At 31.2% G+C, this 16,230-nt stretch carries 18 protein-coding genes; 8 read left to right on the top strand and 10 right to left on the bottom strand.

The window, feature by feature from the left end; translation table 11 throughout:
• Positions 1-2 precede the first annotated feature (2 nt).
• The 3 genes from GWR14_RS00715 to GWR14_RS00705 are packed head-to-tail and all read left to right on the top strand — an operon-like array spanning position 3 to position 1,537.
• Positions 3-476 carry a hypothetical protein gene (locus tag GWR14_RS00715; protein ID WP_163407032.1) on the top strand — a complete coding sequence of 158 codons (474 nt, stop codon included), beginning with the start codon at positions 3-5 and terminating at the stop codon, positions 474-476.
• A 15-nt stretch (positions 477-491) separates the two neighbouring features.
• Positions 492-1,016 (top strand): hypothetical protein, encoded by a 525-nt coding sequence (locus tag GWR14_RS00710; protein WP_163407031.1) that lies wholly within the window; start codon positions 492-494, stop codon positions 1,014-1,016.
• Positions 1,017-1,066: 50 nt separating this feature from the next.
• Complete coding sequence (locus tag GWR14_RS00705) at positions 1,067-1,537, top strand: nuclear transport factor 2 family protein (protein ID WP_163407030.1); 471 nt, start codon at positions 1,067-1,069, stop codon at positions 1,535-1,537.
• An 83-nt stretch (positions 1,538-1,620) separates the two neighbouring features.
• Here the strand turns inward: GWR14_RS00705 and GWR14_RS00700 are convergent, their stop codons facing one another.
• The 6 genes from GWR14_RS00700 to GWR14_RS00675 all read right to left on the bottom strand — a co-directional run bounded on the left by GWR14_RS00700 (position 1,621) and on the right by GWR14_RS00675 (position 7,377).
• Entirely contained in the window at positions 1,621-2,997 is a 1,377-nt protein-coding gene (locus GWR14_RS00700; protein WP_163407029.1) for a nucleoside permease, read from the bottom strand.
• Positions 2,998-3,061: 64 nt separating this feature from the next.
• The gene (gene cmk / locus GWR14_RS00695) at positions 3,062-3,754 is read right to left on the bottom strand and encodes a (d)CMP kinase (RefSeq protein WP_163407028.1); all 693 of its coding nucleotides are present in this window, start codon (positions 3,752-3,754) and stop codon (positions 3,062-3,064) included.
• Positions 3,755-3,783: 29 nt separating this feature from the next.
• Complete coding sequence (locus GWR14_RS00690; protein WP_163407027.1) at positions 3,784-4,383, bottom strand: murein L,D-transpeptidase catalytic domain-containing protein; 600 nt, start codon at positions 4,381-4,383, stop codon at positions 3,784-3,786.
• A 9-nt stretch (positions 4,384-4,392) separates the two neighbouring features.
• Entirely contained in the window at positions 4,393-5,412 is a 1,020-nt protein-coding gene (gene porQ, locus GWR14_RS00685; protein ID WP_163407026.1) for a type IX secretion system protein PorQ, read from the bottom strand.
• A gap of 232 nt (positions 5,413-5,644) precedes the next feature.
• Positions 5,645-6,745 (bottom strand): BT_3928 family protein, encoded by a 1,101-nt coding sequence (locus GWR14_RS00680; RefSeq protein ID WP_163407025.1) that lies wholly within the window; start codon positions 6,743-6,745, stop codon positions 5,645-5,647.
• A gap of 92 nt (positions 6,746-6,837) precedes the next feature.
• Positions 6,838-7,377 carry a DUF1599 domain-containing protein gene (locus GWR14_RS00675; protein WP_163407024.1) on the bottom strand — a complete coding sequence of 180 codons (540 nt, stop codon included), beginning with the start codon at positions 7,375-7,377 and terminating at the stop codon, positions 6,838-6,840.
• 261 nt (positions 7,378-7,638) lie between these two features.
• Between GWR14_RS00675 and folP the strand changes: the two genes are divergently transcribed.
• Genes folP through GWR14_RS00660 form a run of 3 tightly spaced genes read left to right on the top strand, consistent with a single transcriptional unit; the run spans position 7,639 to position 9,975 of the window.
• Entirely contained in the window at positions 7,639-8,466 is an 828-nt protein-coding gene (folP, locus tag GWR14_RS00670) for a dihydropteroate synthase (protein WP_163407023.1), read from the top strand.
• A gap of 32 nt (positions 8,467-8,498) precedes the next feature.
• Positions 8,499-9,329 (top strand): DUF4919 domain-containing protein, encoded by an 831-nt coding sequence (locus tag GWR14_RS00665; protein WP_163407022.1) that lies wholly within the window; start codon positions 8,499-8,501, stop codon positions 9,327-9,329.
• 13 nt (positions 9,330-9,342) lie between these two features.
• Positions 9,343-9,975 carry a hypothetical protein gene (locus GWR14_RS00660; RefSeq protein WP_163407021.1) on the top strand — a complete coding sequence of 211 codons (633 nt, stop codon included), beginning with the start codon at positions 9,343-9,345 and terminating at the stop codon, positions 9,973-9,975.
• On the opposite strand, the gene GWR14_RS00655 is transcribed toward GWR14_RS00660, so the two are convergent.
• On the bottom strand, positions 9,965-10,780 hold the full coding sequence (locus tag GWR14_RS00655) for a M48 family metallopeptidase (RefSeq protein WP_163407020.1): 816 nt from the start codon (positions 10,778-10,780) through the stop codon (positions 9,965-9,967). The genes GWR14_RS00660 and GWR14_RS00655 overlap by 11 nt on opposite strands.
• 306 nt (positions 10,781-11,086) lie before the next feature.
• Here GWR14_RS00655 and GWR14_RS00650 point away from each other — a divergent pair, with 306 nt between their 5' ends.
• Positions 11,087-13,243 (top strand): tetratricopeptide repeat-containing sensor histidine kinase, encoded by a 2,157-nt coding sequence (locus GWR14_RS00650; protein WP_246236249.1) that lies wholly within the window; start codon positions 11,087-11,089, stop codon positions 13,241-13,243.
• A 19-nt stretch (positions 13,244-13,262) separates the two neighbouring features.
• Positions 13,263-13,904: a response regulator gene (locus GWR14_RS00645; protein ID WP_163407018.1), complete on the top strand. Its 642-nt coding sequence runs from the start codon at positions 13,263-13,265 to the stop codon at positions 13,902-13,904.
• Positions 13,905-14,036: 132 nt separating this feature from the next.
• Here the strand turns inward: GWR14_RS00645 and GWR14_RS00640 are convergent, their stop codons facing one another.
• The 3 genes from GWR14_RS00640 to GWR14_RS00630 all read right to left on the bottom strand — a co-directional run bounded on the left by GWR14_RS00640 (position 14,037) and on the right by GWR14_RS00630 (position 16,223).
• Complete coding sequence (locus tag GWR14_RS00640) at positions 14,037-14,699, bottom strand: hypothetical protein (protein ID WP_163407017.1); 663 nt, start codon at positions 14,697-14,699, stop codon at positions 14,037-14,039.
• Positions 14,699-15,091: a hypothetical protein gene (locus GWR14_RS00635; RefSeq protein WP_163407016.1), complete on the bottom strand. Its 393-nt coding sequence runs from the start codon at positions 15,089-15,091 to the stop codon at positions 14,699-14,701. Before GWR14_RS00635 ends, GWR14_RS00640 begins: the two co-directional genes overlap by 1 nt.
• 181 nt (positions 15,092-15,272) lie before the next feature.
• Positions 15,273-16,223 carry a hypothetical protein gene (locus GWR14_RS00630; protein WP_163407015.1) on the bottom strand — a complete coding sequence of 317 codons (951 nt, stop codon included), beginning with the start codon at positions 16,221-16,223 and terminating at the stop codon, positions 15,273-15,275.
• Positions 16,224-16,230 lie beyond the last annotated feature (7 nt).

Here is a 16,230-nt window from a genome sequence, read left to right as displayed (position 1 = left end):
TTATGAAGAAAGCAGGATTGATTATATGTTTGTTACTATTAATTGGATGTAAATCTAAAACTGTAAAAAGAGATACTGAAGATTTAAAAATTAAAAAGGTTCTGACATCTGAAATAAATTCAAATCAGCAAAACAAAGCATATTCGTTGGGCAAAAGAGTACTTGAAACATGTAATACGTCAAGATTCAAACCATTCAACGAAACAGAAGTTACCAAATCGGTAATGGAAAACACAACTGAAGAACGTTTGACGAAAACCTGTTTGAGATTTCGTCAATATTATGGAAGTTTTGTTGATTTGAAATTAGATGGTGTTTATAAAACCAGGCAGGAAACTATTTACCGCTATCATGCGTTGTATACAAAAAAAGTTGCCAACAAAGAGCTTAGAGTTTTTGTAAATGAAGAAAATTTAATTTCTGCTATAAAATCAATGGATTGGGATGAAAAATTTGATGCTAAAATAACCAAATAACAATCTGACAAACTTATGAATGTAAAACTATCCTTCTTTTCGTTTCTTTTAATTTCATTTTTTGCTAATGCACAGCAAAATCTAAGTGTAAAAGGTTCCAAACCATTTCCAGCAACTGAAACTTATACTTTTATCTGCGAAAAATATGCTTTTACAGGAGAAATTAATGTTCAGATTGCAAAAACAGACAAAGGCGGCATTTTAAAATTAACCATTGCAACCGCAAATGACAAAGCCCGAATTGCCGGAGGAGTTTATGTTGATTTGGCAAATGCCGACGTAATTGCTTGTACAGACAAAAACATGAAAGAAACTGAGGAAGGAAAAACAACCTCCTATTATTATTTTACGCCAGCCGAATTTTTAAAACTAAAAAAAACAGATATCAAAGCAATTAGATTTATCATAACCGGAAATTCAAATACATTTGGAAACCAAACCGGATATTTTACAGCAATAAATAAAAAAAATTACTTCTCTACTGCTTATGACCAATCTAAAAAAAGTTTTGACACAGCAACAGCAATAAGTCAGCTATAAAGTTTGTGAATCCAAAAATAATCTTACTTTTATAGTCAAATATTGTTAGAATGAATCCAAACGAAAATTTAATCAGTAAGTTTTATACTGCTTTTGCAAATGCTGATGCCAAGACAATGAGTCAATGTTACCATCCACAAGTTCATTTTATAGATCCTGCTTTTGGACTTTTGACAGGTAATCATGTTTCTAAGATGTGGGAAATGCTTCTTTTAAAAAGCAAAGGAAATATCAAAATTGAATTCTCAGATATAAAAGCTGATGAATTTTCGGGATCTGCACGCTGGGTTGCTACTTATAATTTTAGTAAAACCAATCGAAAAGTAGTTAATCAAATTTCAGCTGAATTTATTTTTCAGGATGGACTGATTATCAAACATACTGACAACTTTGATGTTTGGAAATGGGCAAAACAAGCCTTCGGAGTTACTGGTTATTTATTAGGCTGGACCGGATTTTTTCAAGACAAAATAAAAGAACAAGCTTTATTATCACTTAAAAAATACGAAAAAATAATATAACTTTACATCAAAAAAGAATCCCACAAATTAAACATTGTATTTAATTTGTGGGATTCTTTTTTTTCTAAAAAATTCTATATGTATTAATGACCGATATTTTCTAATTCTTTTGGATCATGCTTGTGTTTAAACAAAACAGCAAAAGCGATTGCAATAATTAAAGCATAAGCTGCAAAAGAAAGCCATATAGTATGCCAATCTTTCATTAAAACCGGATTAGTAAAAACTCCATCACTTGAAATTGAATTCCCCTGTGATTTCACAAAATCTAACATTTTAGAATTAGAAGCATCTGTCTCTAAAAATGTAGAAAGTTCATTGGCAGTTAAAAATGATTTTGTAAAATATTTATCAATTGCCCAGCCTGAAGTCAAACTTCCTAAAACAGCTCCCACACCATTAGTCATCATCATAAATAATCCCTGAGCAGAAGAACGAATTTTAGAATTGGTATTAGTTTCTACAAATAAAGAACCAGAAATATTGAAAAAATCAAATGCCATTCCGTAAACAATACAGGATAAAATGATCATCCACAAACCTGTAACAGGATCTCCAAAAGCAAATAATCCAAAACGTAAAACCCATGCCAGCATACTAATCAACATCACCTGTTTGATTCCAAAACGTCTTAAGAAAAATGGAATTGCCAAAATAAACAAGGTTTCAGAAACCTGAGAAATTGACATAATAATAGTTGAATATTTTATTACAAACGAATCGGCATATTTAGGAAAGTGTTTAAATTCATCCAAAAAAACATCTCCATAAGCATTCGTTAATTGTAAAGCTCCTCCCAGAAACATCGAGAAGATAAAAAATAATGCCATTTTGTAATTTCCAAACAATTTAAAAGACTCCAAACCTAAAGTCTCAACCCATGAAGCATCTTCTTTTGTTAAGCGTTGTGGTTTACATTTTGGCAATGTAAAAGAATAAAAACCTAAAATCAAAGCCCCAATTCCGGCAATATAAAACTGATATTCTGTTGCTTTGCTCCCTGTTAAGTTTGTAATCCACATAGCAGCAATAAAACCTACTGTTCCCCAAACACGAATAGGAGGAAAATCTTTTACAACATTTTTATTATTTAATTTCAAAGAAGTATATGAAATGGAATTACTTAAAGCAATTGTTGGCATGTAACAGCACATCGCAGCCAGCATTACATAAATAAAATTTTCAGGAGTTGTAACATGAGCTATACTAAATAAAACTACTGCATACAAAATATGTAAACCTGCATATAATTTTTCTGCGTTAACCCATCTGTCAGCAATAATACCTGTCAGAGTTGGCATAAATAAAGAAGCAATTCCCATTGTTCCGAAAACCAAACCGAATTGAGTTCCTTCCCAATTTTTAGTTCCAAACCAATAATTTCCAATAGTAATAAGCCAGGCTCCCCAAACAAAAAATTGAAGAAAACTCATTACAATCAATCTGTTTTTAATTCCCATAGATGAATTGTCTTTAAATAAATTAAGCGGTAAAACTACTATTTAAAATGAAATCTACAAAGAATTAAGCAGTTTTAACAACCTCGTTTACCAATTCTAAAACAGCGGAAAATTGCTCTTCTTTATTTAAATAGGAATTATCAATTTCTATAGCATCTTCAGCAATTACCAAAGGAGAATCTTCACGGTGTGTGTCTATATGATCTCTTTCTATTACATTTTTTAAAACTTCTTCGTAAGATACATTATCCCCTTTTTGTTGTAATTCGTCAAAACGTCTTTGTGCACGGGTTTCTGCACTGGCAGTCATGAAAATTTTAAGTTCGGCATCAGGGAAAACTACGGTACCAATGTCTCTTCCATCCATTACAATGGCTTTGTTTTTGCCCATTTCCTGCTGTTGTTCCACTAATTTTGAACGAACTTCAGAAACTTCTGCAACTTTGCTTACAAAACTGGAAACTTCAATAGTACGAATTTGCTTTTCAACATTCTCACCATTCAGATACATTTCTGCAAAGCCTAAATCTGAATTAAATCTGAATTCTAGCTGAATATTTGGAAGTGAATCTATTAAAACTTTTTTATCAAAAAAATCGACTTTAATAAAATTGTTTTTCATTGCATAAAATGCAACTGCCCTGTACATTGCACCTGTATCTACATATACATAAGCAAGTTCTTTGGCCAGCTGTTTTGCTAAAGTGCTTTTACCGGTTGATGAAAAGCCGTCTATAGCAATAGTAATATTTTTCAAAGTGGTGTAATTAAGAAAGGTTACTCTTTTTAATAATAAATATCTAAAAGGATGTTTGATTTTGAAGCGTCAATGATTTTTTCAATTCTTTTAAAAAATTGTTCATTAACCATTGGACAGCCATGACTACGGCTGATGTAATGATCTTGCTCTTCGTATGGAACTGCAGAATAATGATGTAAAACAATCGCTCTTTTGAATGCATTACTATTAGTTTCATCCAGGCCAGATAATCGATAAGCTTTTCCGAAAATTCCATTATAATTACTTCCGATAGCGTATCTTCCTAATGAAGTACAATTTGAATTGGGTACATTACTAAACTTCAAGTCTCCTTTAATCCCGGTTTCCGAACCACATCCATGAGCTACAAGTCCCTGATCTATGATTTTATTATTTTGCAAATCGTATACAAAAAAACGATTTTTACCAGACGGAATTCTCATGTCAACAAAAAAAGCAATTTTAGAGTTGTATTTAGAATTAGAATTCAGCATTGATTTCATTTCATCAATTCTAAAATTAATTCTTTCTATTTCTAAGCTATTAGGTTCATCTTTAAAATAAGGTTTTGAACTTATAAAAGCACCTGACACTATTAAAACTAAAATCAAATTAAATATTCTCATTTAAATCAATTATTGAAGATTAATATTTAAACCAAAAAGACTTGTATTTGCTGCTAATGTATATTTAGAATATGAATAATTAAATTTTAGTCTGTTCATTTTTAATCCGAAACCTAATGAAACACCCGAAAAATTACGTTGTTCTTCTATTCTTAATTCTTCTGCTCTTCTAAAATTATATCCTAATCGAATGTTGAATGCTTTTTTAGGAAAAAGTTCAACTCCAAAAACCACATGTCTAAGAGCGTTGTTCACAAAAGAAACCTTATCTTCTTCTGTAGAGCCATCAAGATTTCCTTGGCCTCGTACCGGATTCGAAAAAGAAATATTCCATTGCTGCAAATTCTCTAAAGAAAGATGCCATCTGATAGGCACATGATCCAATTCTTGTGAAACACCTGCAATAATTTCAAGAGGTAATTTTTCTTTAATTCCTGAATAAGTAGTAAACTGAGTTCCAACATTTCGTATCGCCAATGCCCAGTTTACATCATTTCTTTGATCTATAAACAAAAAACCAAAATCTAACGCTCCTCCAACAGAATTATAATTTTCTAAAGTAGAGGTAATTAATTTTGCGTTTGCTCCTATAAATATATCTGTATATGGAATATTGTATGCGTAACCTAAAGAAAGAGCTCCTTCACTCCCTGTAAAATCTGAGGTTGCCTGACCATTTTCGTCATATCCCTCAAATGTCCCATAATTTATATAGCTTATTCCGGCATAAAAAGTCTGCAAATGCCTGTCGTAAGTATAGGCATATGAAGCTGTTCCGTAAGAAGCCTCACCATAGTAATTACCGTAATTCATTGCCAAATGATTATCCATATCTGCATTTAATGTTGCCGGATTAAACATAACCTGATTAACATCTTCATCATAAATCGTAATTGACTTTCCTCCCAACGCAGCCTGTCTCGGCGAAGTTGTTAAATTTAAAAACTGATATGCATACCGCCCTCCTATTTGACCGAAAGAAACGGTTGTAAATGAAAACAAAAAAAACAGAACAAATTTTTTCAACATGTTTGTTAAGAGCTTAATCTGCATTATAACGCAATTGTGATGATAAAATTATAATTCTGAAACATTTAATTTTTAAAATATAATTTCTATTAAATTGTTTTTTTGTATTCTAAAGCAAAAGTACAAAAAAGAAAATTACAAATTCAAAAAATCCAGACTCCAAAATTGTTAATTTCAACACAACATTTGGAGCCCGGATTCTATTAATTTAACAGGGATTTATTGCTTATTTTTAAAGTATTAAATCCTGAATATCATTATAATGCACTTTTTGAACAATAGTACCCTTTTGAACTACAACTATGCTCGGATTAGCTCTTTCAACTGTTTTTAAAGCCGTGGCATCACAGAAATAAAAATCAACATTTAAGCCGTATTCTTTTTTAGTTTTTTCAATTACATCGGCACCGGAAGCTGTCATTGCAATTACTTTATATCCTTTTGCTTTAGCTTCCTGATTTAATTTTTCTAACTTTTTTAAACCATCAATATTCGATAAATTCAAATCATAAGTTACAAAAATCAACAATTTTGGCTCTTTCAATAATTCTTCTTTATAGTCAGAATCATCTTTGGTCATAGTAAAATCGTGAATTGGCGGCACATAACCTTCTGTAATTACTTTGTCTTTTCTGTCAACAAATGTTGCTCCTTCAGGGATATTCATTAAATCCTTTTCGGTAAATTCCTTATCAACACCATTTACTTTGTAAATAAAAACCATCTCTACAACTGATTTTGGCGCTCCTTCAGGAATTTCCATACCTTTTTCAATATTAGTTCCTACTTTATAAGGACGGAAATCTTTTATTGGATTATGATTTAAAACCCAAAAAGCCATAAAAGCACATAAAATAACACTTAGATAAACTGCAAAATTGTTTTTTGATTTTGCGAATAAAGGTTTTATTAATTTTTGATTGAAGAATAAAATTAGAATAAAAAATAATAAAACAACGTCTTTTGTGAACGATTCCCAAGGAGTTAAATGTAAAGCATCGCCAAAACAGCCACAATCTTTAACTACATCAAAATAAGCAGAATAAAAAGTAAGGAAAGTAAAGAAAACTATTAAAAGTAATAGGCTCCATATTGTTGTTTTAGTTTTGTATCCTACCAATAACATTACACCCAAAACGACCTCTAAAATCACTAAAAAGATTGCCAATCCCAAAGCAAATGGCTCTAAAAAAGGCATGTTAAAAACCGGTTCGCTAAAATATTCAGCTAACTTATAAGAGAAACCAACCGGGTCGTTTAATTTAATCAGTCCGGAAATGATAAAAAGTACACCGACAAATAATCGGGAAAATTGGGTAATGATGTTTTTCATGATAATGATAAAATTGGGGTTATTTTAAAATATCAAACTCCAAATTTCAAGTTTAGCATTGGATTTTGGAACTTAAATATTTGAAATTTTATTTATTTATTAGGATTTAGAATTAAGGCAAAAACAGCATAATTAATCATGTCCTGATAATTGGCGTCAATACCTTCAGAAACTAATGTTGCTCCTTTATTGTCTTCAATCTGTTTTACGCGAAGCAGCTTTTGCAGAATCAAATCGGTCAAAGAACTTACTCGCATGTCACGCCATGCCTCACCGTAATCATGATTTTTAGCCTCCATTAAATCTTTTGTCAGTTTAACTTTAGCATCATATAATTCAGTTGCTTTATCTACGTCAAGATCAGGTTGGTCGACAACGCCAAGCTCTAACTGAATTAAAGCCATAATCGAATAATTGATGATTCCGATAAATTCGCCTTTCTCGTCTTCATCAACTTTTCGGATTTCGTTTTCCTGTAAACTTCTAATTCTTTGTGCTTTTATGAATATCTGGTCCGTCAGGGATGGCAGTCTTAAAATACGCCATGCGCTGCCGTAATCTTTCATTTTATTGATGAATAAATTACGGCAAACCGTAATTACATTATCAAATTCTAAGGAAGTATTCTTCATTTATTGCTGTATATTTGCTAAAATTTCTTCAAAAATAAGGATTAAATTAAAGAGTTTCAAGTTTCATGTTTTCTTTGTTTTAAGTTTTTTCTAAACAAAGTGTTAACGGAATAACTTGGAGCTGAAAAAAGTTTCAAGTTTCAGGTTTGCTTCGCCAGTTAGGTTTTAAGCCTCGGGTATAGTTGTAAAACTTGCGCAATCTGCATCAACCTGAAACTTGAAACAAATAAAAACTTGAAACAAATAAAAACTTGAAACAAAATGTTGATTAACTGCAAAAGAGAACTTATAGATCTGTCTATCCCAAAAGTAATGGGAATCCTGAATATTACTCCGAATTCCTTCTTTGACGGCGGAAAATATAAAAACGAAGATGAAATTATCTCACAAACAGATAAAATGCTTTCCGAAGGCGCAGCATTTATTGACATAGGAGCTTATTCAAGCAAACCAAGTGCTGAATTTGTATCGGAACAGGAAGAAATCGATCGGATTATACCTGCAATTGAATTGATTTTAAAACATTTTCCCGATACCTTATTATCAATTGATACCTTTAGAGCTGAAGTCGCCAAAGCAAGTATAGAAAGCGGTGCAGCAATCATAAATGATATTGCAGCAGGAGAATTAGACGAGAAAATGTTTGATGTAATTGCGCATTATAACGTTCCGTATATCATGATGCACATGAGGGGAAATCCACAGACTATGCAAAGCATGACGCAATATGATGACATTGTAAAAGATATGCTTTTCTATTTTTCTGAAAAAGTAAAAAAAGCCAGAAGCTTAGGAATTAATGATTTGATTTTGGACCCGGGTTTTGGTTTTGCTAAAACAACCGATCAAAATTATGAAGTGATGCAGAAAATGGAACTTTTTAATCTTTTAGAATTACCTGTTTTGGCGGGTATTTCAAGAAAATCAATGATTTATAAAACGCTTGATATCACTCCCCAAGAAGCTTTAAACGGAACAACTTTTCTGAATACAATTGCTTTAACAAAAGGAGCAAAAATTCTTCGTGTTCATGATGTGAAAGAAGCTGTCGAATGTATTACTTTATTTGACAAATTGAATAATATCTAAATGACAAATTTTGAGTAAACTTTTGTACAAAAATGAAAAACAAATATCCCCTTCTTTACTTTATTTTTTTAGCGGTGAACTTAAACTATTCGCAAGTGCCTTTGCCACCGATACCACCAAAACAAAATGCTAAAACAAAAGTTTTAATTTATGGAGATTCTTCAAAAAAGAGCAAAAAAGAGGATGAAGAATCTGCTACAAAAATAATTGAAGTATCGAATAATGTTAGCATTTCTGAAGAGAACACATCTCAAAAAAGCATTCAACCTTATAATGTATCAATTACTGAATTGACAAATCAAAATTCTGTCTATTATTATAAAAATGTTCAGACACTGCTTCAAAAACTTGATACTACGGCTGTAACGGCAGCACAAATTATAAGTCTGACTAAATATAAAATCCATTCCAATACAATAAATCCAACTCGTTTAGACAGTATGGCTCGCAAGGCGTACAAATTGAATGAAGATAAAAAGTATGATGAGGCAATTATCACATCCAAAGAGATTCTAAACCTAAGTCCAAACAATATCAGTGGACATAAAGAATTAGCTTATGCATATAAAGGTTTGGGGAATCATGAATTATCTAATCTTTATTTTGAAATGATGGTAAAAATTATTACCTCAATATTTCAATATGGCGACGGAAGCCGAAAATCTCCCTATATTTTGAATAATTTTTTTGAAGGAATATCAATTTACGAAGCAAAATTTGAATGTTATCCAAAAAAAGTAACAGTCTTGCTTACCCCGGAAAAAGTACTTTTAGGAGGCTATGACTGTTATCACATCATGCGCTTTTCAAATTTAACGCATTGGCTTCCATTACTTAAAGAAGGAGATTATGAAATTGAATAAAAATAAAATAAATATGAAATACTTTACTCTGTTTATTGCGTTATTAATTTTCTCTTGTGAAGAAAAAAAAGACGTTTTACTACCAAAATCAAATGTTTCTATTGTAAAAGATGTACAGGATCATTCGCCAATTTACATCTTCTTTAAAGTTGAAGGAAAGGATACTTTGGCAGAAGTAAACCGAAAAAACAGTATTATTTCGACCAATTGGATTTTCAATATTGATAAACGTCTGCCTTTAAAACTAGTAATTCCTGAAGTTATGAAATTACAGGAAAAGAAGCGTGGAGACAGTGCTCACAAAAACGAAAAAGCTGAAAATTATTACTCTTATGCCGATTCTGTTGGGAAGAACTTAGCTTTTTTACCGTTTACAAAAGTGTATTATAAAACAGAAAAGTCAACTGAAACTGATAAAGTTGTTCTTCGATTTAAAAAACAGAGCAATACCGTTTCAATTGACAATACAGATATTCAAAAGACCGAAATTCTGAATTTTATTCAAAGAATAGATTACACCGCTCAGTCTCAAATAATTTTACTTTTTGATAAAAATATGAGTTACGAACAATATATTCAAAATAAAATTCTGATTCAAAAATTTACTTATGACTTAAATAAAGTTCCCGAAGAATTTATATTCTAATAATTCCAACTTTAGCAGCTGTTTCTCTGGCCTGCGGGATTAATGACTTCAAATTAGCAATTCTGGTAGCGTCAGAAGGGTGCGTACTCAAAAACTCTGGAGTTCCGGAACCTCCGGATTTGGCAGACATTCTGCTCCAAAAAGCAATCGAGTCATCCGGATTATAGCCTGCTATCGTCATAAGAGTCAAACCGATTTTATCCGCTTCGCTTTCATGGCTTCTGCTAAAAGGCAGCATCACTCCTACCTCTGAACCCAATCCATAATATTTTTGCCACATCGCCTGACTTTGTGCACTTTGACTTCCCGTTGCCACTGCTACTCCAACAGCTCCTAACTGCTGTAATTGTGCTGCACTCATTCTTTGAGCTCCATGGTTTGCCAAAGCATGTGAAACTTCGTGTCCCATAACAGTCGCCAAACCTGATTCATCCTGCGTAATTGGTAAAATACCAGAATAAACCACAATTTTACCTCCCGGCAAACACCACGCATTCACTTCTTTATTGTCAACTAATTTATATTCCCAGCGATAATCTTTCAGGTATTGTGTTTGCCCTAAATAAGTTAAATATTTTTCGGCAGCAGCTTTAATTTTAGTTCCTATCAATTCTACTTTTTTAGCGTCTGCAGTCCCTGTAATCACTTTGTTTTCTTTCAGGAAAGTATCATATTGCTGGAAAGATGAAGGAAATAATTCGCTGTTAGAAACAAAATTCAGATCTTTTTTCCCTGTAACTGGATTTGTTGCACAAGCATAAACCAGAGCTAGTGTGATAGTTGCTATAAATAAGTGTTTTTTCATGATTTTGTCTTTTTTGAGTAGAGTAAATTTACAATAATTTATGATTTACTTTTTATAGAATTTATCTTTGAAATAATATAATTTTAATTTAAAATCAGTTCGGTTTTACTTTTTTCACGAATCTTTATTTAACTAATTTGTTGATTTTTTTTAGATAAAATAGGCAATTTAAAATCTATTTATGCTAATTTTAAATGCTTTAATAAATTTATATAAATCCCATATTTACAACACCTTAAATTTCAAACCACACCTATTAACAACATGGTAATTAATTCAAAAAGTTCTTTTGCATTTCTTTTTTTTATGTTATCCATCAGCTTGTATTCCCAAATTGATAATAACATTAAAAAAACATTACCTGTTGTCAAAAAATCGCCAGAAGCTGAGGAAAAAAAAACTGTTACAGCTCTCTATAATTTATACAACAAAGGAGATGAAAAAAAGGCATTTAGAAACACTAAATCATTTATAAAAAAAGCAAAATATCCTTCTAATATTGCCAGTCTTAATTTATTACAGGCTTATTATTACAATAAAAGAGCCATTTTAGATTCGTCTATCTATTACACAGATCAAGCCTTAAAGTACAATAGCAGATTAACCAACGATTCTTTAAAAAACAGACTCTTTTCTTTGAGTTATAACCTCATGGGGTTAAATTATAAGAAAAAAGGATTATTTGAAGTAAGCAAAAAATGGCATTTAAAAGGTCTTCAGACTTCTCAAAAATACAAAGAAACCAATCTTTATTATACACACCTGCACGGACTTGCCAGTATTTATAAGACTTTGGGCGATAATACGAATGCCATAAAATCGTACAAAGAATGTTTAGAATATAAAAAAGATGAAGAAATACTTTTAGGCAGTTATATTAATCTGGGTGATATTTATTCGGATGCAAATGATTTTGAAAAAGGAAATTATTATTACAATCTGGGAAAACAAATAAGTGAAAAAACAAATAATCAACAAGCGAGAGCTGTAATTGCTCTTAGCCTTGGAACCAATTATCAATTGCAGCAGAAGCCAAATGAAGCCATCAAAATGTATGATGAAGCTATTTTGGTTGCCGATAAAAACGAACTGAATCAAATTGCACTGGTCGCAAGAGGTAATATTGGTGATACTTACATTGATTTAAAAAAATACAATGAAGCAAAAGATGTTTTTTCGAATGCGCTTCAAAAAGCTGTTAATTTTGGCTATTTAGATAATCAGATATCTTTTTATGAGCAGCTCAAAAAAATTGCTGTTTTACAAAACGATTATAAAAGTGCTTTCGATTATCTGACCAAATCTACCAGAGTGAAAGATTCCGTGAATAAAATTCAGAAAATAAAGGAGATTAACGAACTAGAGATTAAATACAAGACAGCCCAGAAGGAAAAAGAAATACGGTTTTTACAGCTTGATAATACTACCAAAAAATTAAAACTTGAAAAACAGGAAGAAGCTATTGAGAATCTAAATCTTCAGGAACAAATTTCTCAGAAGATAACTGAAAACACTATATTGTTTTTTCAAAATTCATCTCAAAAAAAACTCAGCGAAATATCTTTACTTAAAAAAGACCAACAGCTGAAATTATTAGAAATCAAACAGCAAAAAGAAACCAAATTATTAACGATCTTCGGGTTTCTGATTGTATTAATTCCGATTATCGGATTATTGCTTCAGTATTATAAACGATTAAAAACACAACGTTTGTTAAACATTCAACAGGCTGAAATTAGCAAACAGAACATCAACAATCTTTTAAAGGATCAGGAATTAAAACTAATCAAGGCCTCTGTTAGCGCGCAGGATAAAGAAAGACAGCGTATTGCCCAGGAACTGCACGACAGTATTGGCGGAAATCTGGCTGCAATCAAACTTCAATTGAATCATTTAATAATTTCCAGCTCTCCAAAAATTAAAAATCTTACAGCATTATTAGACGAAACTTATAACCATGTAAGAAACCTTTCTCACACTTTGATTCCGAAGAAATTTACACACCATAAATTTTGTGAAGTTTTAGAATCTTATCTAAAAAATATAGGTGAAGCCAGTACTATTAAAACTGATTTTACAGTATATCCGAAAAAAGAAATAGATACCCTGAATGAAGATATTCAAATTGAAATTTTCAAAATAATTCAGGAACTTTTAACTAACACTATAAAACATGCAAAAGCTTCAAAAATTGATTTACAGCTTAACTTTATCGAAAATGTATTGAATATTTTATTTGAAGATAACGGTATTGGCTTTAATACAGAAAATTACAAACCCGGTATTGGTTTTATAAATTTAGAAAGCCGAATAGCCGAATTAAATGGCTCTTTTGTAGTGGATTCGAAACTTAAAAGGGGTACGATTGTAAATATTGAAATCCCTGTTTTATCATCAATAAGCAATGAAACAAACAAAGGGATTAACGTAAAAAAACAGCTTGATAACCTAACTAAATTATAACCAAAATTATATCTGATTGATGGAAAAATTAAAACTTATTATTGCCGATGACCACACTATGTTTCTTCAGGGAATTGTTTCACTGATTGAAAATGAATCCGGAATAAAAATAATTGGAAAAGCAGTAAATGGTATTGAGGTTTTGAATATTTTAAAAATTCAAAAGGCAGACATAATACTTCTGGACATCAGCATGCCTGAGATGGATGGGATTGAGCTGAGTAAATTATTAAAAAAAGAATATCCATTTATTAAAATTATAATTGTCAGCACACATAGCAATGCAAAAATAATTTCGAGACTAATCAGAATTGGAGTTAACGGATACCTCTTGAAAAATGCCGAAAAAGCCGAATTATTAGAAGCAATTTACAGTGTTGCAGAAGGCAGTAACTATTTTTCTGAAGAAGTTGAAGAACAATATCTTAATAACAGTCAAAAAATAGAGAAACAAATTTCGAATTTAACAGAATTAAGTTCCCGCGAAAAAGAAATATTGGTTTTAATTGCCCAGGAATACAATACCGCTGAAATTGCAGAGAAAACTTTTATTAGTTTAAATACGGTAAATACACACCGACGCAATTTGCTATCAAAGCTAAATGCTAAAAATACAGCTGGTCTTGTAAAATATGCTGTAGAAAATGGATTAGTTGACTGATATTTGATAATACACTTCTAATACACCAAAGAAAGCTGTATTATTTTAACATCTAAAAACACTCATAAAAACAAAAGGCAATTCTGAAGATATATTTTCAGAATTACCTTTCTTTACTAAATTGTAAAAAAACTACAAAACACTCTCAATCTCTCTTTTGATTCTTTCCTTTTCTTTGTGTGGAAACTTATAACCCGAGCTTATTTTAATATGAAGCTCTTTATCTTCTAAAACTGTTGAATCAGTTTCGGCAATTGAAATTTTAATATTTTTTATATTTTCAAGGATAGCTTTTTTTCCTAATTCGTCTTCAGTTAACGATTCAAAAATTGATGGCAAAAATTTAATCGTTTCCAAAACAAGCTTTCTGTTTTCTTCCGGATAATTGTCTGTATCCAAAACCAGGCTGATTTTAGACGCAGTACTTTTTTCCAAATCTTCTTCAATTATTTTAGCACTGCGCTTTAATTCCAGAATACTTATTTTTGAAGGAGTTTCAAGATTCATAATAGCTTTATCTGCATCACTAAAAGTTATCGCGGCTACCTGCATGCCCGGAACCAATGTAATTCTTGATTTTACATCCAAATCAGAAGTTTCTAAAACCATCAGGAGTTTTTCCTGCCTGGTTCTGTCGTATCCGATAATACAGCCCCGGATTACATTTCCTGTATGAAGCAGTAATTCCAGTTTTGGCAAACTGGAATTATCTTCTGCTTTTTCTGCAAAATCAGCCAGTTTTATAAACCAGCCTGTAAAATCTATAAGCAGATTTTTTTTGTAGGATTCAATCATTACAATTGGCTTTCTACGTATGATGCTATTTGTGAATCGGTTTGTGAACTAAAAGAAGCCTGAACAAGCTGATGTGTCAAAAACAAAGTATTATCTTTTAACTCCATTTTTACCTCATCATTATGCTCGGTATTAGTTAAATGGATAGTAGTAAGTTTATCTTTTAAAGCTTCTTTTCCTAAATCGTCTGCACAAATCTTTTTTACAAATGATTCCAGATCATCAAAAACAATATCCAATCTTTCAAGCGGATATTGATTAAAAGCTGTAAAAGTATTCCAGTCGATATCTACTTTGATATCGTATCCTGCCTTATCTTTCAGTTTTGCTTCAAATTCAGGTAGTTTTTCAACTTTAATGGCTTCTGCTAAACGTTTTTCTGCTAATCCCATGATTTACATTTTTATTATTAATTAAAACTTTATAATACAAATCTAATTCTGAGATTTTTACCAGTAGTCACTATAAATAATGATTTTGTATTTTGAAAAACATGAAATTTACTTCATCTGACACCTCATCATTCAATTGCTTATTTCTTAATTAGTCATTCCTTGTAAATGTTTAGCTGTTTTAATTTGTCATTCCGAATTTCATTTTTTTATCTTCTTCACTAATAACTCTTTCTGCATTGTCCGGGCAATCTATCACTATCATATCCTTATAAAAGAACTTTACCCCTCCATTGAGATACAAATGCAGGTATAAAATTTTAGTTTCCTTTCGGAATACTTTGAATTTATCAATTGGTGAATTTTCAGGCTCTGTCATCAAATCCTTTAGAGGAAAGGGAATTTCGATAGCATAATATTTGTTTTCGATATACGAAAACCATGACAATAAAACGGTGTCTGTGTTTAAAGGAATCTGCACCAGCTCCCTAAAACCTTCTTTACTGGCATAATACTGCCTGTTTTTTGTTTTTGTGCTAATAAATTCTTTATGAGAATAATATCGTATGTTATTTTTGATTTTGATATCAGAAGAATTTCTGTTCACTGTATTTACAAACTGAATATTATCTACTGCCAGAAAAAGATCCATATCATGATTAATAGCCAGAATAATATTCATAAACTCCAAATCCTGCTGTTTCTTTTTATAATAATACTGCCCTGATTTAAAAGTGTAATAAACCATCGGTAACCCAAACAAAATGAACAGCCATGAACAAAAGAGGAAAAGGCTGAATTCGTTTTTTTTCTGATATAAAACCAATAAATAAAACCCGAAATCGGCAATCAATAAAACGGTAAATATGAGCAAGAAAGAAAATATTCGATAACAAGCCGGTTTTAAACCTGCTTCTTCACTGTTTACATTTAAAATTGGAATGAATTTCTTCAGCCCTTTATGAAAATGAATAGTCATGAAAGTCATAACTCCATTAAAAAACACTGTGATCATAATTCCAAAAAAATACATGACAGGATAAGAAACATAAGATACTATCACCAACGGTAAAATAATACTGCTTAGTAATTCCTCAAAATTCAAACAGACAGGCTCAGCTTTTTTATACATCTTATAT

The sequence above is a fragment of the Flavobacterium ajazii genome, from assembly GCF_010614725.1.
In the GTDB taxonomy this organism is placed as follows: Bacteria; Bacteroidota; Bacteroidia; order Flavobacteriales; family Flavobacteriaceae; genus Flavobacterium; species Flavobacterium ajazii.
Note: the sequence above shows the minus strand (reverse complement) of the source record. Positions and strands in the feature narration are given on the sequence as shown.